Origin of the sequence: Alloscardovia theropitheci, assembly GCF_004332295.1 — a bacterium.
GTDB lineage: Bacteria > Actinomycetota > Actinomycetes > Actinomycetales > Bifidobacteriaceae > Alloscardovia > Alloscardovia theropitheci.
Genome location: NZ_RXLP01000019.1, coordinates 1 through 22778, shown reverse-complemented (window position 1 = coordinate 22778; position 22778 = coordinate 1). Strand labels below are relative to the sequence as shown.

Annotated in this window: 22 protein-coding genes and 2 tRNA genes; 18 read left to right on the top strand and 6 right to left on the bottom strand. The window is 43.5% G+C overall.

The genetic code is table 11. The features are described from left to right. Positions 1 to 38 precede the first annotated feature (38 nt). Both EJ419_RS03660 and glf read right to left on the bottom strand, forming a co-directional pair. Positions 39 to 1778, bottom strand: a complete 1740-nt coding sequence (locus EJ419_RS03660; protein WP_131283719.1) for a hypothetical protein — start codon at positions 1776 to 1778, stop codon at positions 39 to 41. 130 nt (positions 1779 to 1908) lie between these two features. After that, positions 1909 to 3120: a UDP-galactopyranose mutase gene (glf, locus tag EJ419_RS03655; protein WP_165496223.1), complete on the bottom strand. Its 1212-nt coding sequence runs from the start codon at positions 3118 to 3120 to the stop codon at positions 1909 to 1911. Positions 3121 to 3363: 243 nt separating this feature from the next. Here glf and rfbB point away from each other — a divergent pair, with 243 nt between their 5' ends. The 7 genes from rfbB to rplI all read left to right on the top strand — a co-directional run bounded on the left by rfbB (position 3364) and on the right by rplI (position 9368). Continuing rightward, positions 3364 to 4395 (top strand): dTDP-glucose 4,6-dehydratase, encoded by a 1032-nt coding sequence (gene rfbB / locus EJ419_RS03650; protein WP_131283717.1) that lies wholly within the window; start codon positions 3364 to 3366, stop codon positions 4393 to 4395. 318 nt (positions 4396 to 4713) lie between these two features. Then, positions 4714 to 5805, top strand: coding sequence for a glycosyltransferase family 2 protein (locus EJ419_RS03645; RefSeq protein ID WP_131283715.1), 1092 nt, complete (start codon positions 4714 to 4716; stop codon positions 5803 to 5805). A 124-nt stretch (positions 5806 to 5929) separates the two neighbouring features. Continuing rightward, positions 5930 to 6892 (top strand): hemagglutinin, encoded by a 963-nt coding sequence (locus tag EJ419_RS03640; RefSeq protein WP_240680327.1) that lies wholly within the window; start codon positions 5930 to 5932, stop codon positions 6890 to 6892. A 553-nt stretch (positions 6893 to 7445) separates the two neighbouring features. After that, the gene (gene rpsF / locus EJ419_RS03635; protein WP_086106368.1) at positions 7446 to 7742 is read left to right on the top strand and encodes a 30S ribosomal protein S6; all 297 of its coding nucleotides are present in this window, start codon (positions 7446 to 7448) and stop codon (positions 7740 to 7742) included. Positions 7743 to 7878: 136 nt separating this feature from the next. Then, the gene (locus EJ419_RS03630; RefSeq protein WP_131283713.1) at positions 7879 to 8490 is read left to right on the top strand and encodes a single-stranded DNA-binding protein; all 612 of its coding nucleotides are present in this window, start codon (positions 7879 to 7881) and stop codon (positions 8488 to 8490) included. A 158-nt stretch (positions 8491 to 8648) separates the two neighbouring features. Further along, the gene (gene rpsR, locus EJ419_RS03625) at positions 8649 to 8897 is read left to right on the top strand and encodes a 30S ribosomal protein S18 (RefSeq protein ID WP_018142554.1); all 249 of its coding nucleotides are present in this window, start codon (positions 8649 to 8651) and stop codon (positions 8895 to 8897) included. An 18-nt stretch (positions 8898 to 8915) separates the two neighbouring features. Next, the gene (rplI, locus tag EJ419_RS03620) at positions 8916 to 9368 is read left to right on the top strand and encodes a 50S ribosomal protein L9 (RefSeq protein ID WP_131283711.1); all 453 of its coding nucleotides are present in this window, start codon (positions 8916 to 8918) and stop codon (positions 9366 to 9368) included. Between the two features lie 624 nt (positions 9369 to 9992). Here rplI and EJ419_RS03615 read toward each other — a convergent pair. Next, a complete protein-coding gene (locus tag EJ419_RS03615) occupies positions 9993 to 10667 on the bottom strand; it encodes a hypothetical protein (protein ID WP_165496221.1) in 675 nt (224 codons plus the stop codon). Positions 10668 to 11495: 828 nt separating this feature from the next. On the opposite strand from EJ419_RS03615, the gene EJ419_RS03610 reads away from it, so the two are divergent. The 4 genes from EJ419_RS03610 to EJ419_RS03595 all read left to right on the top strand — a co-directional run bounded on the left by EJ419_RS03610 (position 11496) and on the right by EJ419_RS03595 (position 14537). After that, a complete protein-coding gene (locus EJ419_RS03610; RefSeq protein ID WP_131283707.1) occupies positions 11496 to 11987 on the top strand; it encodes a GtrA family protein in 492 nt (163 codons plus the stop codon). A 118-nt stretch (positions 11988 to 12105) separates the two neighbouring features. Further along, positions 12106 to 12456, top strand: coding sequence for a tautomerase family protein (locus tag EJ419_RS03605; RefSeq protein WP_131283705.1), 351 nt, complete (start codon positions 12106 to 12108; stop codon positions 12454 to 12456). A gap of 104 nt (positions 12457 to 12560) precedes the next feature. Then, on the top strand, positions 12561 to 13349 hold the full coding sequence (locus EJ419_RS03600; protein ID WP_240680326.1) for a histidine phosphatase family protein: 789 nt from the start codon (positions 12561 to 12563) through the stop codon (positions 13347 to 13349). Between the two features lie 318 nt (positions 13350 to 13667). Next, on the top strand, positions 13668 to 14537 hold the full coding sequence (locus EJ419_RS03595; protein WP_131283703.1) for a hypothetical protein: 870 nt from the start codon (positions 13668 to 13670) through the stop codon (positions 14535 to 14537). A gap of 189 nt (positions 14538 to 14726) precedes the next feature. Here EJ419_RS03595 and EJ419_RS03590 read toward each other — a convergent pair whose 3' ends face one another. The 3 genes from EJ419_RS03590 to EJ419_RS03580 all read right to left on the bottom strand — a co-directional run bounded on the left by EJ419_RS03590 (position 14727) and on the right by EJ419_RS03580 (position 17821). Further along, positions 14727 to 15491, bottom strand: coding sequence for a DUF805 domain-containing protein (locus tag EJ419_RS03590; RefSeq protein ID WP_131283701.1), 765 nt, complete (start codon positions 15489 to 15491; stop codon positions 14727 to 14729). A 530-nt stretch (positions 15492 to 16021) separates the two neighbouring features. Beyond that, on the bottom strand, positions 16022 to 16699 hold the full coding sequence (locus EJ419_RS03585) for a DUF805 domain-containing protein (protein ID WP_165496220.1): 678 nt from the start codon (positions 16697 to 16699) through the stop codon (positions 16022 to 16024). Positions 16700 to 17116: 417 nt separating this feature from the next. Beyond that, positions 17117 to 17821: an ABC transporter permease gene (locus EJ419_RS03580; protein ID WP_240680325.1), complete on the bottom strand. Its 705-nt coding sequence runs from the start codon at positions 17819 to 17821 to the stop codon at positions 17117 to 17119. Between the two features lie 52 nt (positions 17822 to 17873). Here EJ419_RS03580 and EJ419_RS03575 point away from each other — a divergent pair, with 52 nt between their 5' ends. The 7 genes from EJ419_RS03575 to EJ419_RS03545 form a co-directional block, all read left to right on the top strand. Continuing rightward, a complete protein-coding gene (locus tag EJ419_RS03575) occupies positions 17874 to 18098 on the top strand; it encodes a hypothetical protein (protein ID WP_131283695.1) in 225 nt (74 codons plus the stop codon). 127 nt (positions 18099 to 18225) lie between these two features. Further along, entirely contained in the window at positions 18226 to 19785 is a 1560-nt protein-coding gene (gene gltX / locus EJ419_RS03570; protein ID WP_131283693.1) for a glutamate--tRNA ligase, read from the top strand. 62 nt (positions 19786 to 19847) lie between these two features. Next, positions 19848 to 19920: transfer RNA gene (locus tag EJ419_RS03565), tRNA-Glu, on the top strand. A 52-nt stretch (positions 19921 to 19972) separates the two neighbouring features. Continuing rightward, a tRNA-Gln gene (locus EJ419_RS03560) sits at positions 19973 to 20044 on the top strand. A 582-nt stretch (positions 20045 to 20626) separates the two neighbouring features. Continuing rightward, on the top strand, positions 20627 to 22036 hold the full coding sequence (locus EJ419_RS03555; RefSeq protein ID WP_131284187.1) for a metallophosphoesterase: 1410 nt from the start codon (positions 20627 to 20629) through the stop codon (positions 22034 to 22036). A 195-nt stretch (positions 22037 to 22231) separates the two neighbouring features. Next, positions 22232 to 22510, top strand: coding sequence for a hypothetical protein (locus EJ419_RS03550; protein ID WP_131283691.1), 279 nt, complete (start codon positions 22232 to 22234; stop codon positions 22508 to 22510). A 32-nt stretch (positions 22511 to 22542) separates the two neighbouring features. Further along, positions 22543 to 22778: hypothetical protein (locus tag EJ419_RS03545; RefSeq protein WP_131283689.1), on the top strand; the 236-nt coding region annotated here is incomplete at its 3' end.

The window sequence follows — 22778 nt, the reverse complement described above, 5'->3', positions numbered from 1 at the left end:
AACTAACTGGAAAAATTGCACGATGATAACCTGAGATGTTAACGTCCATCAGGAGTAATGACCAGAGTATGGGTATCAGATTTTAGAGTTCGCCATTCATGAATCAAATTGATAGCTTCCGGTAGTACAGTGACAACCAGAGCAATTAACGGAGCCATCCATATGCCCAGACCAGCATCAACGATGTCCTTACTTTGGTCAACTATCCAGCTTATTACAGCTAGTATAAAAGCCAAGATACCTCCACGCTTTAGATCGGCGAAATCGTCAGAACGTGTATGCGTGCTGCTTGCACGCGAAATAGCATAATCAATATCTTCAACGTGCTTAAGAGTCCCCTGACGCCATTGCTTGATGGATTCACGTGATGTATAACAAAATTCTGTAAAACTTGCTGCGGGCATTTCGCTGAGGATTTTACTTGAAGACCCTGCAAGGAATTGAAGTGTTGTTATACGTGTAGTATCTTTTTCGATGTTGTTTTTGTCTGCGTGAGCTGTGTTACTCTTCATGCCGGTACGCAGGTATTTTTGTGAGAGCTCCGGATGACTACTCATGTACTCAATGAATGAGTTCTGAGTATCGGTTGTAATTGCTGAATTAGTCGATTCATGAGGATGTTCTGGGGAAGCTGTGCCAGAATTTGTGTTATCGTCATTATTCTCGAGCTTGACACTGATCCATTCTGTTCCATGCTGCTGCGCAATAGATAATTGATAGACAAACTGATAAAAATCAGTGTACGCGTCATTGAGCGCTCGACCAATAAGCGAATGCGTGGGTGGAAATTTTTCCGTAATTTTTGTAAAGGTCTCACTTCTGTTGAGGGTAAAAATATTCTCAGTATACGAACGAAGGTAATCTTTATCCCCAGAAAAAAGCGGGTTATTCGAGTTATCGCCACTGTGTGATCCCTTAAAGAAATCAAGCAATTCATCAATATGATGCTCGCATATAGGCTGGTATTCAGATAAGGTTTGTTTAAGCGATAACGGATGCTTGTCAAGAGGGAAAAATTCATAACGAATAAGACCATCTTCGATAGCTTGATTCCATTCATTCCATCGTTGTTCAATAAGGCTTAATGAGTTTTGCGGAAGACGATATGCTTGTTCATGAAGTATACGGATTTTCCGAAAGATTGTGGATGGAAGATCAACCTCGGTTGGTAAAGAAAAATTGGAGGCATCGCTATTGCTTTCCATATATGTTGAGGGATTCATCTCATCTTTCATCGTTTGTTTGCTATCGGAGCTTGATAGAAGGAAAGGCAATATCGGTTGAATCGCTGCTCTCTGGAGTTCATTTGGAGTTTTAAAATAACGCGGTTTATCATTTTTTGCGGGAGCGACAAAAAAGTTGAGAATAGTTTGCACAAACGTAGGGGCATTACCGCGAATGACAAGAGGGGATGGATCTTTATATGAGATTCCAAGAATTTTAAGAATATCTGTTGGACCTATGGCGAGCATGAAGAATCCGTCAATTATTTCGGGCCATGTGCACACGATAACGGTATCTTTAAGATAAGCTGTGCGTAGAACTCCAGCAAGATATTGATAAAATCGAGGATACGCGTGCAAGATTTGTGAAGCCGAATGGGAGGAGCTGTCCCAGAACTTTGCTAAATCTATATCGTACTCAGAAGCAATACTAGCCCACATAAGTTGTTGCTCGGTTGAATCAAGATTGCTGATTCGAATTCCTGAACTAATAGTTGATTGTGGTCCCAACGAAGTTGTTGCACATGTGTCATGAGAAGTTGAGTTTGTGAGCATAAACTTAGTATATCGAGAATCTTGCAACGAGAAGGTGTGCGCGAGAATAAAACTGTAATAAAAATTGCTGTCTTATATTTAGTAGTACATGACTACTCCAATATAAGACAGCAACATAATAATATGATTGCTATTTCAGCAACGGCTCAACTTCCTTTTCAAAAGCAATGAGCGCGGTATTAATAATCTGATGCATATCGTAGTATGCGTAAGTTCCCAAGCGTCCGCCAAATACTACTGATGGTTCAGCCTCAGCCTTAGCTTTGTACTGTGCGTACAATGCTTTGTCTTCTTCCGTGTTAATTGGGTAATAAGGCTCGTCATCACGGTTTGCAAAACGGGAGTATTCTTCCCACACAACTGTCTTGTGAGGATTTTGCTGATCGCGACGTTCAGGATTGAAATTCTTGAATTCAATTGCACGAGTGTATGGAACGTCAGAATCAGCATAGTTCATCACAGGAACACCGAAATGATCTGCCTCATCGTAACGCTTTTCCGTGAAATCAACGGTTCGCCACTTGAGCTCGCCAAGTTCGTAACCAAAATACTTGTCAACAGGTCCAGTGTAGATGACCGGAACCTTGCCTACGAGTGCCTTCTTATTGTAAGGCTGAGACTCATCGAAGAAATCAACACCTAAAGTTACGGTAATGCGAGAATCGTCAATCATACGTTCAAACCATGCAGTATAACCGTCTTTTGGAAGACCTTCCCAGGTGTCCTTGAAGTAGCGATTATCATAATTGAAACGCACAGGAAGACGGCGAATGATGCTTGCTGGCAATTCGCTAGGATCAGTTTGCCACTGCTTACCAGTGTAATTGCGGATAAATGCATTATAAAGAGGTTCGCCGATGAGCTTCTTGCCTTGTTCGTCAAGGTTTTGAGGATCAACGTGGGCAAATTCGCCGGCTTGTTCTTCAATCAACTTCTGAGCCTCGACCGGGGTGTAAGAAGCATGGAAGAATTGATTAATCGTTCCCAAATTGACAGGCATAGGGAAAACTTCGCCCTTATGCGTGGTGTAAACACGGTGTACGTAATTCGTAAACTCTGTGAAACGATTTACATATTCCCATACGCGTTCGTTAGATGTATGGAAAAGATGAGCGCCATACTTGTGGATTTCTGCGCCTGTTTCCTCGTCAAAATACGAGTATGCATTTCCGCCGATATGATTTCGAATGTCGATAATATGAACAGTCTTATCAGTATGCTCAATAATTTGCTGCGCTGTGACCAGGCCAAATAGACCAGCACCGACGATGACGACGTCAGCGGATACTGGCTCAGTTTCTGGGTTTTGAGCTAATTGTTGCGCAGTACGAATAATTGCCATAGACACGTTCCTTTCCCAAACATTTTCAAATTCTTGCAGATAATTGCAGATTCGTGCAAAATATGTCAAAAATTTTATGCTGAAGCTCATTTTATCGTGCAGGGTGTATGCTCCTAATCAAATAGGACTGGGATTGGAAGATAATCCGGTATAGCGAACGATGTATGAGCCCCCTATTATGGCGTTAAAATGTGACGTTTAAATCGCATAATGCACTCTAGCCTGGTCGCTACACTTGCTTACATGGAAACATTGCTTGTCACGGGCGGAGCTGGTTTTATCGGTTCGAATTTTGTGCATTTTGTTCGTAATCATCATCCTGACACAAAGTTAGTGGTTTTAGATGCGCTCACTTATGCAGGAAATCTTTCTAATATAGCTAGTTTGTTACGCCCTGCGTATAGTTCATCTGACAAGCGTGTTGAATTTATTCACGGTTCAATTAATGATGTAGAACTTGTTGACTCTATCGTACAAAAAGTTGATGCTGTCGTACATTTTGCTGCTGAATCGCATAACGACAAAGCTATAGTATCTCCAGATATCTTCTTCGAAACCAACGTTATGGGGACTTTGACTCTGCTCAAAGCTGCCCAACGGTATGATGTACGGTTTCATCATATTTCTACTGATGAGGTATATGGGGATACCGATATCAATTCCCAAGAACTCTTTACCGAGGATTCACCGTACAAACCATCATCGCCTTATGCCGCATCGAAAGCCGCTTCGGATCATATGGTTCGCGCATGGACTCGAACATATGGTTTAAAGGCGACAATTTCGAATTGTTCCAATAATTTCGGTGCATACCAGCATATTGAAAAGTTTATTCCTCGTGCCATCACCAACGCTTTATGCGGTATTCCTATTAAATTATACGGTGACGGTTTAGCAATGCGAGATTGGATTCACGTCGAGGATCAGTGTCGAGCTATCTGGGAAATTTTGCACAATGGGCGTATCGGGCAAACTTATCTCGTTAGCGCACAATGTGTAGTGAACAATAAAACGGTAATTGATATCCTGTGCGATATTATGCGTACTCAATTTGATTGTGATCCTTGCATCCAATACGTTCGCGATAGAGCGGGAGCTGATAGACGGTATGCGCTCAATCCGCAAAAAATTCGTCAAGAGTTAGGATGGAAACCAGAACATACGCAATTTTCACGTGAGTTGGAAAGCGTTGTACGATGGTATTCGAGTAATGAAGACTGGTGGAAGTCAGAAAAAAGCAGAGTCGAGGAGCAATACCAAATTCTAGGTCAGTGAGATTTAGTTTGGAGGATTTAGCATGGTGAAGCTCAGTATGGCGAAGCTTAGCATGGCTCGAGTGAACGTAATGCGACCGAACTAGTTCGACGGGCACATACTTGCTCTCTTATGGGGGAGTATCTAGCCTACGCCGTACCTCTAGCTCGTGACTTATAGCGCGTGACTTACCTGCAGTTTGAGAGAGCCTGAATCACATCCGCATTACGACTAGATTGCGATTAGATTTTGCGCAATCGACCGAACCGCTAAGAGTAGAACCCGACAAATCGGGCAGAACAGCGCTGAACAGTATTGAAAGAAAATCGAGGGAACCGTATGTCTGTTGAATCGTTACAGGAAGCATTAGGAGAATCGTCGCTCGGATTGTCGCTCGAATCGTCGAAAGCATCGCATGAATCAACACATGAATCATCGCATGAAGTGCAGCAACTCTCTAGTGCAAGCGGGCATCTGCAAGTACCGTACCTCGTTATTGTTGTTCCTTGTTATAACGAATCCGCAGTTATAGAAGGTACGACTCACGTTCTGGTTCATAAAATTCATGAGCTCATTTCTTCCCGAAAGGTTAGCGAACACAGTGCGATTCTTTATGTTGATGATGGATCGAGGGACGATACCTGGGAAAAGGTTGGCGCTTTAAGAGGCATATACGGTGACGTCATCAATGGGGTAAAATTTGCGCATAATCGGGGACATCAAAATGCTGTCTATGCGGGAATGATGGAAGCGTACGAAAATGGGTGCGATTGCATCGTCTCGATGGATGCGGATTTACAAGATGATCCTCAGGCAATTGACGAAATGATAGAAAAATATTGTGAAGGCGCACAAATCGTATACGGTGTGCGTAATAATCGCGATACCGACACAGTCTTTAAACGTGAAACTGCCCGTGCATTTTATGCGACGATGACATGGCTCGGGACAAATACTATTGCGAATCATGCCGATTTCCGGCTTATGGGACGTGGCGCATTAGAAGCGCTGAGCCAGTATCACGAATCAAATTTATTCCTTCGCGGAATTGTGCCTGATTTAGGCTTCAAAACTGAGCGAGTTTACTATAAACGTGCTGAACGGCAGGCTGGTGAATCAAAGTATCCACTTGGCAAGATGATTAAATTTGCTTTAGAAGGCATCACCTCGTTTTCCGTGAAACCAATCAGATTCATCATGCTTGTTGGAGCGGCAGCGTTTGTCATCTCGATGTTAATGCTTGTGTATATCTTCGTTTCGGTCTTGCGAGGACATGCGGTTTCAGGCTGGGGATCGATTATGGCATCCATGTGGCTTCTAGGCGGAGCAATCTTAATGGCATTAGGGATCGTTGGCGAATACGTGGGGAAAATTTATCTTGAGGTGAAGCATCGACCTCGTTACATTATCGAGGAACGACTTGGAATGTAGCTGGCCGGTTTGGTAGAGGTATAGGGCCGTTGGACATGTCACATGAAGGCTTCGAATTTGCTAACGGCTGAGGCTTCGTGCTTGTGGTGGTTAAGAACGGTTAAAACTGCTAGCATGGATTATTATGTCCAAAAGCTCTCTGCCACCACGCCCTCCTCGGACGTCTCATCCTTTACGCTCTTCACGCCGTCCGACGCTGATGCAGCCTCCTAAGTCAGGTGTGGGGTCGAAGTCGCAGCATGCAACAGGCATGCAACATGTGAGAACAATTGCGTTATGGATTCTCGCTGCTGTGCTTACGGTAGCTCTTACTGCTGCGGTTACACGGTTGGTGCAATGGCAGCGAGCCGTTCAGGAAGCTCAGTCATCTCAAAATCAATTGGTTCGTTCGTATGATTTCGACCCTGGATATATCATTTCTGATCATAATTTCTTTGATTCGAATTCGATGACGGCTGCGGAAATCCAAGTATTTCTTGAACAACAAGGCCAGGCTTGTTCTGGAGAATTCTGCCTCAAAAATCTGCGGATAGATGTTAATTCACGAGATGCGGATAACGAATGCAACGCGTACACTGCACCCGAATCGGGAAATGCGACAGCCGCGGAAATTATTGATAGTTCGGCAAGGGCGTGTGGAATTAGCCAGAAAGTTCTTCTGACTATTTTGCAGAAAGAGCAAAATCTTGTCGGTCGCTCAAGTGTATCGAAAGAACAACTCGATAAAGCAGTAGGATTATCGTGCCCCGATGATGCGCCGTGCGATACGCGTTATGCTGGTTTCTTTAATCAGGTTTATGGCGCTGCGCACCGGTTTAAGTACTATCTCAATCACGAATCAGACTACAACTTCCATGCGGGTACGTTGAACTCCATGAGATACTCTCCGACAGTGAGTTGTGGCGCTAGCGATGTGTATATCTATAACACTGCGACGGCATTGTTATATATTTATACGCCGTATCAACCCAATGCGGCTGCTTTAGAAGCAGGCACTGGTGAAGGCGACGAATGCTCCTCATATGGAAACCGAAACTTTGCAATAATTTATAATGGGTATTTCGGGTCGCCAACCCGCGATGAGTAAGAGTCATGCGTGAGGACGGTGGGCTAGACGGTCGATACGCGGAGGGTACGTTCGAGCAGACTTAGACTGAGAAACGATGATGAGTTGGGCTTGTTATTACGGGCGTCGCTAATTTTTTGCAAGTCGGACTGCTTATGTACGCGGCATTAAAGCAATATGATGTCTAAAGCGGGCAGAACTGCAAAAAATTGTTGCAAAGTAGACGAATTCTAAGAGACTAACCGGGAATTATTTAGAAAGTAATGATGTAATCGATTAGTCATTGCTTGTAAAACGGTTAAATCTGCTAAAATCTTGCACGAATTGATAGAAAACATCACAAAGAAGTAGGTCGTTTTTGGGCATTCTTCACCAGCTTGCTATCGTCTAGCCGAACGAGTATTCTTTATTAAGTTGGCTCGATATGAAGTAGGGTTAAAAATGCGGTCAATTCGCGGCTCTCCTTCACCAGTATGGCTTACAGAATGGCATGTTACTGGTTATCGGGCAACAGAGTATACACATTCTCCTGCCACAGAAGGTCTGTGGCCGATTAGTCCGAAGGAGGTGGGTGATGTCTGCTCACAAGTATGAACTCATGCTCATCGCTGATCCAGAAATGGACGAACGCGCATTGAAGAAGTTGGTCGACACCTATCTGGAAACCGTCACCAACGAAAAGGGCACTATTGACAACGTCGATATCTGGGGTCGTCGCAAGTTGGCTTATGAAATCGCTGGAAAGACTGAAGGTAACTACGCTGTAGTTAACTACACTGCAGAACCAGCAACTAGCGACGAACTTGATCGTTTGCTTAACCTTAACGAATCCATCGTTCGTACAAAGATTCTTCGTACTGACGCTGAATAGTCGTAAAAGCTAGAAATCCACTGAATTTTTCTTGGTATCCATAAATGGGATATCGAAACTCACGGATTTGTAGCACACAATTAAATTACATAGTAAACGTAAAACTCATAGATTTACATTCATAAACGGAGTAGTCATGGCTGGAGAAACTGTCATTACTGTTGTGGGAAACCTCACCGCAGATCCTGAACTACGAACAACGAGCAACGGTGGCAAGGTAGTGAACTTTACTATCGCCTCAACTCCTCGTACATACAATCGTAATACGGGACAGTTTGAAGATGGAGACGCGCTTTTCATGCGTTGCTCTTGCTGGGATTCCCAGTACACCACCATGGCAAGCAATATAGCGCAGTCACTTACAAAGGGTATGCGTGTTATTGCTCAGGGTAACTTGGTCCAGCGCTCATATCAAACACAACAGGGCGAATCGCGCACTGTTGTTGAGCTGCGAATTACTGAAATTGGCCCGTCTTTGAGCCGAGCAACAGCATCCGTGAACCGTATTTCGTCTGGAAATTCCGGTAGTAATGGAAACTATTCCTCTAATCGTGGTGGTTTCCAAGGTGCTAATGCTGCGCCAAATTATGCAAATGGTGCAGGCGCAAATGCTGCAAACGCTAATTATAATGCTGCAGCTGCGCCATCGACAGATCCATGGAGTGCATCCGATGATAGCTCTGCGTTTGGCGGAAGCTCTGATTTTGGAAGCTCTGCTGACTTCGGTTCTGAAGAAATTCCTTTCTAACTATACTTACAGTTGAGAAAGCTGAATAACTTTGCATATTGAATGCTAAGTCGAGCGAACCGAAAGAAAGATAACAAAAGAGATAACGAATACGGATGCGAAATTCGTGAATTTCATGAATTCGGTAAATCTGGAGTTTAATTTTTAAGGAGTGTGACATGTCACGCAAAAGGCCTCAGCCACCAGTAAAGCCTTTCAAGAAGAAGCCAAATCCATTGAAGGCTGCAAAGATTACTGAAATCGATTACAAGGACGTTGCTCTGCTTCGCAAGTTCATTTCGGACCGCGGCAAGATTCGTTCCCGTCGTATCACCGGCGTAACCGTACAGGAACAGCGCAAGATTGCACGTGCTATTAAGAATGCACGTGAAATGGCTTTGCTCCCATACGCAACCAACGGTCGCTAAAGGAAGAAGGAAATTACCATGGCAAAGAACACTAAGGTTATTCTCCGCGATTCTGTAAACGGTCTTGGTCAGGCTGGAGATGTTGTAGAAGTTTCTGCTGGTTATGCACGTAACTTCCTTGTTCCTCAGGGACTCGCATTTGCTTGGACTAAGGGTGCTGCAGCTCAGATTGAGCAGATGCAGCGTGCACGTCGTGCACTTGCTCTTGCTTCTCGTGAAGATGCAGTTGCTGCTAAGAATGATATCGAAGGCTCTGTAGTAGAAATTTCTGCTAAGGTTTCCGAATCTGGAAAGCTCTTCGGTGCTATTGCAGCAGCTGAAGTAGCTGAAGCTCTTACTGCTAAGGGCAATGCAGTTTCCGCAAAGGCAGTTACTGTAGAAAACATTAAGACTACTGGTGATTTCACTGCAACCGTACAGTTGCATCCTGAAATCTCTGCACAATTTACCGTTAAGGTAGTAGCAGAGTAGTCTTTTGTGATTACTTGATGCAAAGTGATTTGTGACTTGTAATCGGTAAATTTTACGAAGGTGGCATTGGCTATATGTGGCTAATGCCACCTTCTAGTTTTTGCACGATGGACGGTGCAATAAGCGCAATTACGATATGCACAAACCAGCGTGAGATTTTCGCTGTTTATTGCCGTATCATTTCTCAACCCCCGTGATTTTTTTGCAACTTTGCCCGATGTGGCGGCTGCGATAGTAATAAAATACTTGTTTATCAGCTGTATCATGGTACGTTCTGCAAAAAATCAAGGAAGAAGCCTGCACTCAAAGGGGACGAGCATAGCATTATTGTAAAACGCTTGTTTTGTTTAGCTTCGCTAGTCTTTCTTTTTATTTCGCCTTGTCGGGGCGTATCTAAGATGGTAATCAGCCAAAAGAAATGCATCAGGACGGGCGACGAAAGGCGCGAAGTAATGATTCGGCATAGGCAGTTGCACAAGAGGAAGCATATCCTCTTAATCTTAGACGTTAGTCACTTTGTGATGGCAGATTTGATAATCTCATGTGTTTGATTCTTGTCAATGACGAATCAACTGATCCCTATTGATATATAAGAAACAAAGGAATCAAAAGATTGAGCCCCCATCAATCCAATCTCAATAACGTTTTGTGCCCAGTATATCTTGCGAGCAACCGTTCTCTTCTTCGGGCTTCCCATCGGTTAACTATTGGTACTCCGGCGAGACGTAATTTTTCGATTAGTGCGTCTCCCTGTAATTCGTACGCTTCACTGAATTGAAAACGAACAAGCTTAAAATTCTTTAAAGATAATGCAGTTTCCCGATCCTTCTCGCGCATTATGACGGCAGCTGTATCCGTGTGAGAGCTGGCGAGAACTGAGCGGTCGAAGTACTTTCCTTTTCCATCCAACTCAGCAGCAATATGCTGAAATTGTCGCGTGCGAGTAGTTGAGCTAGATTTTTTAGGATGATTAATCGTCCATACATAATCTGGCCGGATAATGCGCGTCGATTGTAGCGTAGGTGAACTATGCCGATGAAGTGCAAATAATGGATTTTCAATCTCCTTCTGTAATGTAGGTGTGACAAATCCCGCGCGAATGATTCGTCCTCGGCAAAATGATTCACCACCATTTTCGGATTTAGCATCAATAAACCCCAGTTTGAAAAGGGTTGCGGATAATTTCCAACAATGACGACGTTTGCATGCAAAACGTAAAATCTTCTGACGCGATACATTGAATTTTCGAGCTATCTGGTCGCCAACGATAAGAGCATATTCGAATGGTAATGTACGCATGCAATCGAAAATTGTTTGCAAAGGAGATGTGACCACCACGCCATTCAGTATGCCAATCCTATCATTTATTGGAAAGTATGGATGGGCAACGATGCCATCAGATCTCTTAGTTTGGTATAAGCGTCTAAATGCGCGTGTTATCTTGCGTTTTGGGCACGATTCTTTAACGTAATGGAAACGAATGGGAATACGCTTACGCGGTGAAGTGGAAGTGTGCATATCTGTCGCAAAATGAATATGCCTGTGGAAACTTTTCGGTAGGTTTACTCCAAAAAGCGCTGCAGCAGAAACCACAGAGACTGGCCAGAATGGGTGCTCTCGTGCAACTGCATAGATTTTTGACAGAATTTGGTGGGCGCTTGACATTGATTCCCATGACTGAGTATTGATAAAGTAACCGGATAATGGCTGCGACACGCAATTAGTATGGCATCGCCTAGTTAGTACACGACGTTCATTGCGTAACGATGGCCGCATAAGAATTTGAGGAATATTGATTGAGACACTCATACAATTAGTCTGAATCAAATATGAATCAAACTCCTAATTTAAAAAACAATGTGAACGAATGTGGATAACTGCGGCATATGACGGATAAGTTCGGGTGGATATTGGAACAGATGCAAGTGAGAAAGATTTTTTGCACGTTGTACGTGAAAGGACATCGAGAATTCCCAATAACGAGGTGAAAATCGTACAATCTGCAAAAAATATATTGAGTCGTTGCTATCAACAGGTCTCATCTCAATGAAGTATAAATCGTCTAAAAATTGTGCAGGTGTGAGTAGAAAACCACATTGCAAAAAAAGAGGGAGTTAAATAGGAAGAATGAAGAATCTTATAACTCAAATTGCAAAATTCGGCGTAGTGGGTATTATTGCTGCAGTACTTGATTTCGGCATTCTTAATATTCTCGTAGCTCTCTTTCATATGAACGCTACACTTGCAGGTACGATTTCGTTTATTTTATCTTTAATCTTTAACTATGCAGCGAGCATGAAATACGTTTTTGTACATCGTCCGGATATGGCACGATGGATGGAAATTGTGATATTCATCGTTTCGGCAAATATAGGTTTGTTCATTAATGTATTGATCTTGTGGGTTTCCACTGATGTCCTTCTGCCAGCAGGAGTTCAACCAGGCGATACGTTATATACCATTTATACGAATGGTGGGAAGATTGTAGCTACAGTGGTTGTTGCTGTGTGGAATTTTGTTATACGAAAGTGGCTTTTGGACGCTCCTGAAGATGGACAGATTGACCCAAACTCTATAGCTCATAAAATTGGGGAATGGTCGTTAAAATTTGGTAAGTAGCAATGTATTTTTTGCAAAATGACCGTTCAAATAATACGAAGCAAATAAAAGTATTAAAATCGCGTAAAATTAAAAGAAATTCTTAAAATCGTCAATTCTCAATAGGAAAGGTCTCATCATGCCAGTGATTCATACCCATGTTAGTGTCGAAACAACTCGGCAGCAACGTGAAGAACTGAAGAGTATTTACGGTCAAGCAATAACAGCTTTGCCAGGAAAATCCGAGGGGTGGCTAATGTGTCCTTTTGAGGATAACATGCCAATTTACTTCGCTGGTGATGATTCGAAGCCTGCCGCTTACGTTGAGGTCAATGCATTCGGGCATTCATCTGCACCACGTGAAGCGTGGGAGGAATTGAGCGCGCAGATTATTCCAGCTCTCGAATCTGTGTTAGGGATTCCACAAAATCGCGTATACGTTCGTTATACTATGACTGAAGATTGGGGCTGGAACGGCGCTAATTTCTAATATTCGGTATCTTACAAGCGAATCGAGTTATTAAAACAGAAAATAAGGCTAGTTCAAGTTATGTATAGCTTGCTTTCAGCATATTTTTTGTAGATTGGACTTTTATGGAAATGAGTAAATCTCCTGAGCCTCGAAACAGCACAACAAATTCTGAAGAAACACAGTGGCTTGTGGAACAACCTGCACAAAATACGCAGAATACGCAGAAAGCACAGAACTCGCAATATACAACTGTACATCTCGTGCGACACGGAGAAGTTTTTAACCCCGATCACGTACTTTACGAACGTTTACCAGGCTTTCATTTGTCCGAGCGAGGCTTTCGTATGGCACACGAAACTGGACGTTATATGGCTCGAAATAAATCCATGAAGAATCCAGCAGCAGTTTTCTCTTCGCCACTTGATCGCACGATTGATACCGCAACCGCGATTATCGAGGAAATCACTAGAAAATCTAACTCGGATACCTCTACTGAGCATGACTCGACGAATCTAGCAATCAAGACAGATGAACGTATCATCGAAGCGCGAAATGAATTTCGTGGCAAGCGCATTGGTCATGGCGAAGGCGCTCTCTGGAAGAACGGTAATTGGAGATTAGTTCTGAATTTATGGCGTCCAAGCTGGGGTGAATCTTATAAAGAAATCGCAGCGAGAGTTCAAGACTTTGTATTTGAGAAGGTTGATGAATTCGCCGGAAAATCGATAATTGTTGTAAGTCATGAATCACCAATTTGGTCATTTAGGCATATGCTCGAAACCGGACATCCTGAGCATAACATGCTTTTACGCAAAACCGCGCTTGCGTCGGTTACATCTTTTACGTTTGAAGTAGGAACTCATAAGTTGGTAAGTATCGAATATGCGGATCCTGCGGCGAATGTGGAATAATTTAATATTTTTTAGAAGGTAGCAGGGCAGACACGCAATATTTTTGCATAACGAGACATATACATCGGGCTTTCCGAGCAGGAGAAGCAGCACAAGTCTTTATCAGGTTAAGGACAATCCGGCGGTCTAATTGTGCAAGACATAAAGTGCATAAAGTGCATAAAGCATCTGAGGGTTTCATGCTTTTATACTTATTTTCTGACTTTCGGGGTTATGTGACTGATGCCACATAACCCCGAAAGCATTTAAGGAACAATATGCAAAAAAGTGTGGGATAATAAGGAAAGATAAGAATTCTCAATCTCATTGGGGAGCAGTATGAATACTTTTTTGCATAATGTACCACAAGAAGTAGTAAGTCGCGCTCGTAAAGCTGCTGAACGATTAGAGGCATTATGGCCACTCACTGATGCAAAGCAGCTCGATAATGACGTCCATTATGGTGACAACCTTCAAGTACGTCAAACATTCCAAATTGCAAAAATTTTGCTTGGAACCGAAACTCAACAAGCTCATGACTTAACAATTGCAGATGCGGAGTATGTGTTTGAAGGTGCTGAAGATATCCCTGGAAGAAATCAGGCATTGGTGGATGCGTTATTAATTGCCAATGATGCATATGAGCAAGCGTATGAGCTCGCTGACGATTTTGACGCGTTGCAGATTTTGCAAGTTGCGGCATGCGTTGCTGGAGGTGAATCCGTATCTGCAGATTTAAAGGATATTGAGGAAATTATTAATCGACTTGGCAATAATGCAGGCATTGATTCGGCGGCTACCTCGGAGGATGATTCGGGGAGTGGCGATGTAGAAAACGTCGTATGCGCGTTTGCAATTGCACGTGAAATTGCCGCATTGATTGAGAAACAATCTGAGGGAGCATTTGCCGCAGCAGCGTTGATGATTCTTGTCGCGAATGGCTATCTTGATTTCGTCGGTTCTCCGCGTACCTTTATGAACGCTTCTGAACTGCTAAAGATTTATAGTGATGGTATTGATAGCAGCGTGGAACGCATCCTTGAATCTTCAGCTAAGCAATGGGACTATCATCATGATGAAATTTTGTGGGATAAGAACGAAGCTAAACGCAAGGCAAAAGAAGAAGATGAGGCAAAAAGTAAAGCTGCCTTGGCTGCGAAATTTGCGCGCGTTCAAGACGACCCAAATAAGCCTGAAGTTGAACTATAAATAGCCTTATCCTCTGTGTGAGCAGTACTTGTAACCCGTTCCAGAAAATGTAAACAGAAAATGTAAACAGAAAATGTAAACAAGAACTGTAATCAGATGCACGGGGTATCTTATGCGCCAGTTACTCTTAGTAGCGATTGGCGCATCGCTGTATTATTTAGTAATTATCCGAGAGAATTGCCGTACCCACTATTTTGTGTAAGAAGTCGTTAACGGAGGAATGACTGGAGAGGCTGCGTTAGTGCGTTCAGGTGGAAGATTGAAATAACTCGTGTTATTCGTAACTGTGCCGGGGCTTGTCACGAATTGATTTCCATAAGAAGGACCGGTCATCCGAACGATTTTATCGAATCTGATACCTGCTGGATCACTTTCGCGTGTAAGTAAGGCGATTAGTGTAACTATTAATGAGAACAGAATAGTTCCTAATACGGCGACGCCAAACATAAAAACGGAAATGGATAATTTCCCTATGCTTTCGTTTTGCTGAGTTTGGGTTCCTTGGTTAGCTGCAATAAACAGTACGAGTGCCAAGAATACGCAGAAGAAAGAACCTCCGCATAATATGTAAAGCCATTTTCCGCTCTTATTGACGTCATGTAATCTGCGACAGGCTACGGAAAGAGTAGGTACCAGAACGGCATACGAGAAAATGCCTGATGCTATTTGCAAAGCTGGATGTGGAACAAGATACTCTAGACCAATCAGCAAAAAATTGACAATCGATGTAATCAGATACGCCCACCAAAATTCACTACGAGATGCGCGTCCAGAAAAGACCGCGTATTTACGGAAGAAACGAGCAATTGCTTGTATCGGATTTGCGCCATAAAATGGTTGATCAATCGGTGGGGTGCCCATAGTTTTCGTATACGTGATGGTTACCATGATGTCTCCCTTGTACAGCGCAATCTTTAGTGGATTCTTAAGAGTACTAATAAAAATTGCGGGCATGCGAATGAATGATATTATACAGCGAGGGCGCAATAATATCTCTGACAAGATATCTGTGGCGTATGCGTGTGAGTATGGGCATGTGTGTGCGGATGCGGGAGCTGCTAGATAAATTCGAGAATCTTTCTTATAAGGACTCTAATTTTTCGGAATTTTTTGCAAGTTGAACTAAAGTTTATTCACTGCGTAGACGAGGAATGTTTTTAGGAATATTCCTAGGAGAATTTTGCAAGAAGAGTAGTTTTAAACCGTTGGAAATTCAGGGAAAATGCATTGTGATGCAAGACAATGAGAGCGCTAGAAAGGCCATGTATGAATAGATAAAATTTGCGCAGCCAAACTTGCAAAAAATATCGGCGCAATGTAGATATCGGGTAGCAAGGAAAAGAATAAACGAAAAGTGCGTTAGCGGTCGCCGCATTATTCACTAAACTTTGAAAGACTAACGCGGAGCCTACTTTAACTAATGGTTCGTTCGAGTAAGCTCGTAGGGGTATAAAAGCTAAGAAACCTTCGGACGTGAATCAAGATCAAAGAAGTTGTGCGTCAAAACGACTCCCTCTGGGATCACTCTCATGCACGAGCAAAACAATAAGAACGATTAAGGCGGATACCCCTATGCACAGAGAAGCGGCAGCGGCAACGACATGATAATAGAAATAGATAGGCAGGCTATGCGACATCTTAACAAAGCGCAGGAAAAGAATAAAGCCGTAGATTGCGGAAAGTGGCAGAATAATAAAACTGCATGGTAATAGGACACAAAGCCATTTTCCAGATTTATTACAATCATGAAAGCGCCGGCATGCGCAAGAAATTGCGGGGATAAATACCGCTATATAAAGGACTAAAACGACAATAGAAATGATCGAGGTGAGTGTCTGAAACTGTTTGGATACATACTGTTCGGATACATACTGTTCAAAAATGTACGAAAAAAATGAAACAACGTTTTGCACAAGGAAGAGCAAGGAAATTGGCCACCAGAATTCACTGCGGGATGCTCTACCTGAGAAAACGAAATATTTTTTAAAAAATCGTGTGATGGCTTGGATTGGATTTGCATTGTAGAGAGGTAAAGAAAATGGAATATTGAGGTTCCTCTTTGATTCGTTTCTAATTTTTGGCAGAAGAGGCACGGGGAAATATGCTTTATGGGGAATGTTCGACGGAACAGAATCCTCTTGATGAGGTGTTTCAATATCCACGATAAGCTCCTTTACGTTATCGCAAGTATAGTTACGGGAACGGGCGGTGTGGACTATTAACTCATTCGCTATACAATCTATATTTTATCTGCGGCATACTGATATGCAAAAAATATTCATAGAATATGTGTAACTATACGTAAATATGCGTCACTATATGTGCGAAGCTGGTGAGCTTACTTCTATGAAGTATCTGAGTAAGATGGGAATGCGAAGGAGAATTGCGCCTGATATAGATAAATTCACCCGTTTCATTAATACGGCATTAAATCTGTTGCGTTTGCGCTTCTTGCGGTAATCTTTGATTAGCTCGTAAGCAGGATAATTAAGAGGCTGTGAGAGTGAGCAGGATGGTGCAAGCGTCCGCGGGTGTGGAGGGTCGACCGTAAGAGAGTGCGAGCGAGAATAACTGTCACATTAATTTATATTGTCATCGGCAGGGTTACCCAGTAATAAGCGTTCAACGCAAATAACGGCGAGCATAACTATACCTGTGAGTATGACGATTGAGATTGTCGCTGCCCAAACGAGCGGAGCTTGAGTTGCGTTATATGCCGACTGAAGGAATAGTCCAATTCCGTGGCGACTACCCATGTATTCGGCGGTAGCCGCAGTTGCAAAAATATACGTTCCAGCAATACGAATTCCGCTAAATATCTGACGCGCAGCAACACGCATTTGCACATGCCACAACGTCCATGTGCGTGAGGCGCCGCAGGTGAGTGCCACATCTGCAAAATATCGAGGAACAGCTCGTAACCCGCGTGAGGTTTGAATGGCAATTGGAAATATTGAGAATAGAGTAACTAAGGCTATTTTTCCAGAATCATCGAAGCCGAACCACCAGAGGAAAAACGGTGTTACAGAAATAAGTGGAAGCGTTTGAGCCGCTGTAAGGATTGGCATGAGCGCCGCATTTGCTAGCGAGGAAAGATAGAGAATTGCGCCTAGTGCTATGCCGATGACGATGGCTAAGGCAAAGCCCCATAAAGCTTCAGAAGTTGTGACGACAAGATTTGAATATAAAGAAGGCCAGTTTAGTTGTGTTGCTGTCCAAATCCTGCTAGGGGATGCCCAAATGCGTGCAGTCTCTGGATTTGAATTTGCGGAAATTTCCCACACGGCTGCGACTATCAGTATGACGGTGAGTGTTGGGAGAGTGTGAAAAAAGAGCTTGGACATTGAGCCGCGCAGCCCCGTTCGTGATTGCGCGGATTTTGAAGATCTCAATTTTGGTGATATAGATTTTGAAGATTTCAATTTTGGTGATATAGATTTTGAAGATTTTGATTCTGAAAACCTCGACATCGTAGGTTCGTCTAACGATGGTGCTGATGGTGCTGATGCTTGTGCTGGTGATTGTGAAAAATTGCTCATCGCTCTTACCTATTTTCTATAAATTCCCTACGATTTTCCTCTGGCATGTTCTTAAGCTTAGTGTTTGCTTAGTGTTATCTTAGTGCGAATCTAGTTCTAACTCTAGCGCTGTGTCTCGTTCATACAGCCTCCTATCTACAATAGTCCGTATGACACAAGACACCACACAAGAATTAGATTCTGAAGTTTCATCAAAGGCAGATGTAAAGCCAGAATTGCCTGAGAACGTTCGCGTTCGTTTCTGCCCATCGCCTACAGGTACGCCTCACGTTGGAATGGTACGTACCGCGCTTTTTAACTGGGCTGAGGCTCGTCATACTAAGGGAACGTTCGTATTTAGAATTGAAGATACCGATGCTCAGCGTGATTCTCAAGAATCGTATGATCAGATTCTTGAAGCACTTCGCTGGCTGGGGTTGACCTGGGATGAGGGTATCGATGTAGGTGGTCCTCATGGTCCATATCGCCAGAGTGAGCGTACAGAGATTTATAAGGATGTCGCTGCTAAACTTCTTGACGCTGGATTTGCATATGAATCCTTCTCGACACCTGAAGAAATTGAAGCGCGAAACGCGGCAGCAGGTCGTCCAAAGGCTTTTGGTTATGACGGTTTCGATCGCAACTTGAGCGAGGAACAAAAGGAAGCGTTCCGTGCTGAGGGCCGCAAACCTGCAATTCGTATCAAGATGCCAGATGAAAATATCAGTTTTAATGATTTAATTCGTGGCGAAATTGAATTCAAAGCGGGAAGTGTCCCAGATTATGTTATTGTTCGCCCAAATGGCGATCCTCTCTATACTCTGACTAATCCAGTTGATGACGCCATGATGGATATTAACGTTGTGCTGCGCGGAGAAGATTTGCTCAGCTCTACTCCACGTCAAATCGTTTTGTACCGTTATCTGATGGAATTGGGCATTGCGAAGCAGGTTCCTCTCTTTGGACATATGCCATATGTTATGGGAGAAGGAAAGAAGAAGCTTTCGAAGCGCGATCCAGAATCAAATCTTTTCCTTCATCGTGAGAACGGTTTCATTCGCGAAGGTTTGTTGAATTATCTCGCAGGTCTTGGCTGGTCTATTTCGGCTGACCGCGATGTATTCACAATGGAAGAAATGATTGAAAACTTTGACGTGCGTGACGTTAAGGCTAATCCAGCGCACTTCGATTTGGATAAGGCAATCGCAATCAATGCTGAGCATATTCGTATGCTTGAACCTGATGATTTCTTACGCCGTTCGATTCCATACTTGTTTAAAGATGGTGCAGTAAGCGCTGAGAATTGGGATGAATTAACGGATCGCGAACGTCAGATTTTGACTGATTCTGTAGGATTAGTACAACCACGTGTGCGTTTGCTCGGTGAAGTTTCGGGCATGGTCGCAAGCTTGCTCTCTGAAGAAGAGTATATTGAGCCTGAAGCTGATGCTCGCAAGCAGCTTAAAGATTCTGCTGCTGAAGTGCTGGATATGGCAGTTGCAACGATGGCGGAAATTCCTGCTGAAGAATTTAAGGCTGAGCATGTTCATGAGGTCCTTACTGCTGAACTCGTGGAAAAGGCTGGAATCAAGCCACGTCTGGCATTTGGCCCAGTGCGAGTTGCTGTTTCTGGTCGACGTGTTTCACCGCCACTCTTCGAATCCATGGAAATTCTTGGAAAAGATTTGAGTATTGCGCGACTCGCCGAGTTGCGAAAGCATCTTGACTAGTGTATGTTAGTTATTCGTTGCGTTAGGCTCGAATTCGAGTTTAATGTGATGAATAATTAAATGCCCCCATCGTCTAGCGGTCTAGGACATCGCCCTCTCACGGCGGCAACATGGGTTCAAATCCCATTGGGGGTACGAAGTGACTTCAGTGCTTGGAATTTGCCGAGCATCGCGAGCCACGCCATATTGGGATATGGTGTAATTGGCAACACAGCTGATTCTGGTTCAGCCGTTCTTGGTTCGAGTCCAGGTATCCCAGCGATTTTACCTCTTGAGGAAACTCAGGAGGTTTTTTGTTTTGTGATAGTACCAGAGTTAACATGCCATGGCTCATTTACGACCGTTTGGCGTATCTTCCACGTCGACTTACGACACGTTCCTGCCAATACGTCAAAAGTTAGACCGTTGTTTACAGCTTTATTTTTAATTTAGAAACTATTTTTTGCAACTCTGACTATTTTAGGGCTTATTCGTTGAAGAATTTACGACGTGTATGAACCAACTTGCAAAAAATACAGATAGACTGACTAACCTGATAGCTCGTCGTCTATTTGCCACTGACTATGGTTAATTACAAAATCCTGTAAAGTTCTAAGCGATTCTTATTTCCATCGCACAACAACTGCCGTATGCTTAGATTATGAACAATGATCGTGACTCAATAACAGAGCAAAATAAGCAGATGTACGAGTCTAAGCTGGATGCTCAGGGAAAGTTTGAAGCTACGAAGAAAGATGTAGCGCGTATCATGAAGCAAGGCAAGACTGAGATGCAAGTTCGTTTACACTCAACTAATTCGGGTCGCGAGAAGAACGAGATTAATGAGAATAATGTGGGTGAGATGACGGATGTTACAGAAGTCGCTGTGAAAAACGATACAGAGCTAACGCATTATGAATCCAAGCGTAACGAAAATCTGAAAAGCAGTAATACTCCACTTGCGGAAGAGAACACTCATGAGCGCGCTTCCGTTTCTGTCTCTGCTCGTTTAGGAAGACTACAATTCCATGCTTCTGGGAAATTCCGAGTACTGCAAATAAGTGATATTCAGGAAGCGCCAAAAGTTTCCAAAGATACAGTTCGTCTCATTGAAGCTGCATGTGATGCCTCGCGTCCGGATATTGTTATTTTTACGGGGAATCAAATTGCTGGATATGACAGTGCGTATGAGCAAACTTTTATTAAAAGGTCGTGGTTAGATCGACGAGTGCAGCCTACGCTCGAAGAAAAAGAGCGAACGAAGCAGTTGGTACGTCAGACTTTGGCGCAGTTCTTAGCGCCGTTGGTCAATAGACAAATCCCGTTTGCTGTGACGTTCGGCAATCATGATTTTCAGTGTGGGCTAGATCTTGACGAGCTGACAGAGATTTATCGCGAATTTCCAGGGTGTGTAAATCCGAGAAATTCAGGCTCGGTCTCAAGCTTTGAGGACGGTTCAGATAATGCTACTCATGAAAGTACGCAAAATTTGCTCGCATTGCAAAAAATTTATGATTCGTCTGAACCTGGTACGTTTGCACTTTCCGTCAAGGATCAATACGGCGAGAAGAATGTTATTGGCTTGACAATTATGAATTCGGGCGATTACGCACAAGAAGGCGGCTATGCTCAGCCGAGCGCAACCGCAATGCGATTCCTGCGCGCAAGCGCTCGCGAAATGGATACTCGTTCTATGGTCTTCCAGCATATGCCACTTCAAAAGTACTATGATTTGCTCACCGCAGTTCCTATGGCTACGGCAAACGCTATTCAGGGCTACCGTGCTTTTGAAGCGTACAGTTATGTCCTTGATGAAACGAAAACTTTTGCAGGTAGTTATCTCGGCGAGGGAATTAGCTGCCCAGATAAGGACAGCGGAGAATTCCGTCTTTTACAAGAGAATAACTATTTCGCTGTGACGGCAGGACACGATCATCGAAATGCAATCGCAGGCGTAGTGGATGGAATTTTGTTATCGACTGCTCCAACTGCTGGTTTTAGTACGTATGGTCCAAACCCAGAACGTAGAGCTGCGCGATTATTCGAGTTTGATATACGTCATCCATATGAGCCGCGTACGCAACTTCTGGAATTTGGAGAAATCGTTGGCAAACCATCGGGAAGCAAGGCATACGCGCTCGCGAGTACGTATTTGCCAAATAATACGGGTGAAGCTATTAATCTTTTGCGTAAGCCGCGCGTAATTGCTAGTGTGGCTGCGGTGGTGGCAGGAATCGTGTCGATTATTACTTTCGGGAAAAGAAAGAAATAATCGTATCTACGTGCAGGATGAAAGCGGAAAGTAAGACTACATGGTTTTATTTTCTGCTTTCTGATAGTGAGGGAGCATCTGTATGTATTCGGTGATGGGGATGAGTGATATTAGTGTTCTGATGATTGTGGGATAACGCATTTTTGGCATGCTTTTTTGTTTGTGTTGTCTGTCAGCGGGGTTAGTGTCGTGGTTATGGGTGATTTTGTTGTTTGTGAGCAATCGTTGGGTGAGTTGAAGAGTTCTTTAACTACGGCTAGTGGGAGTGCGCAGCCGTATACTCATCAGGCGACTGGTTGTGTGGGTGGCAAGCTTACAAAATCGTGTATGGAAAGTATTGATACGGGTATGGTTGAGGCTCAAAAGAAGCTTGCCCTGGGTATTGAGGCGTGTGTGAAGTTGATTGATGCTGCGGGTGTGGAGACGACGAATTTAGATGATGTGTTGGGGCGTTCTGCTGGTTCGGAAAAATAGAAAATAGGTTAGAGATAGGTTAGGTTTTTGTTATGGCTTCGTATAGCGCGAATGATGACTGGTCAATTTTAGGGGTTGCAAATGACCCTACTCCTGGTAAACCGGAGGAAATTGCACAGCTTGCAGCTGAGTTTTCGCGCGCGTCGTCGACTTTACTCACTACGGTTCAGGCTTTGCGTTCGACGTCGGGTACGTATGTGAAGTTGAATGGTCAGTTTTATCAGGCTTTTAGTGCTAAGAAGGGTGAGGTTTCTCGTCTTGCTGAGAG

Coding starts and splice junctions, on each gene's coding strand:
- gltX (WP_131283693.1), top strand. CDS start 18,226: ATGACACAAGACACCACACAAGAATTAGATTCTGAAGTTTCATCAAAG.
- EJ419_RS03610 (WP_131283707.1), top strand. CDS start 11,496: ATGAAGAATCTTATAACTCAAATTGCAAAATTCGGCGTAGTGGGTATT.
- rpsF (WP_086106368.1), top strand. CDS start 7,446: ATGTCTGCTCACAAGTATGAACTCATGCTCATCGCTGATCCAGAAATG.
- EJ419_RS03550 (WP_131283691.1), top strand. CDS start 22,232: ATGGGTGATTTTGTTGTTTGTGAGCAATCGTTGGGTGAGTTGAAGAGT.
- glf (WP_165496223.1), bottom strand. CDS start 3,120: ATGGCAATTATTCGTACTGCGCAACAATTAGCTCAAAACCCAGAAACT.
- rfbB (WP_131283717.1), top strand. CDS start 3,364: ATGGAAACATTGCTTGTCACGGGCGGAGCTGGTTTTATCGGTTCGAAT.
- EJ419_RS03660 (WP_131283719.1), bottom strand. CDS start 1,778: ATGCTCACAAACTCAACTTCTCATGACACATGTGCAACAACTTCGTTG.
- EJ419_RS03600 (WP_240680326.1), top strand. CDS start 12,561: ATGGAAATGAGTAAATCTCCTGAGCCTCGAAACAGCACAACAAATTCT.
- EJ419_RS03595 (WP_131283703.1), top strand. CDS start 13,668: ATGAATACTTTTTTGCATAATGTACCACAAGAAGTAGTAAGTCGCGCT.
- EJ419_RS03640 (WP_240680327.1), top strand. CDS start 5,930: ATGTCCAAAAGCTCTCTGCCACCACGCCCTCCTCGGACGTCTCATCCT.
- EJ419_RS03615 (WP_165496221.1), bottom strand. CDS start 10,667: ATGCGTACATTACCATTCGAATATGCTCTTATCGTTGGCGACCAGATA.
- rplI (WP_131283711.1), top strand. CDS start 8,916: ATGGCAAAGAACACTAAGGTTATTCTCCGCGATTCTGTAAACGGTCTT.
- rpsR (WP_018142554.1), top strand. CDS start 8,649: ATGTCACGCAAAAGGCCTCAGCCACCAGTAAAGCCTTTCAAGAAGAAG.
- EJ419_RS03590 (WP_131283701.1), bottom strand. CDS start 15,491: ATGCCCGCAATTTTTATTAGTACTCTTAAGAATCCACTAAAGATTGCG.
- EJ419_RS03555 (WP_131284187.1), top strand. CDS start 20,627: ATGACGGATGTTACAGAAGTCGCTGTGAAAAACGATACAGAGCTAACG.
- EJ419_RS03605 (WP_131283705.1), top strand. CDS start 12,106: ATGCCAGTGATTCATACCCATGTTAGTGTCGAAACAACTCGGCAGCAA.
- EJ419_RS03630 (WP_131283713.1), top strand. CDS start 7,879: ATGGCTGGAGAAACTGTCATTACTGTTGTGGGAAACCTCACCGCAGAT.
- EJ419_RS03645 (WP_131283715.1), top strand. CDS start 4,714: ATGTCTGTTGAATCGTTACAGGAAGCATTAGGAGAATCGTCGCTCGGA.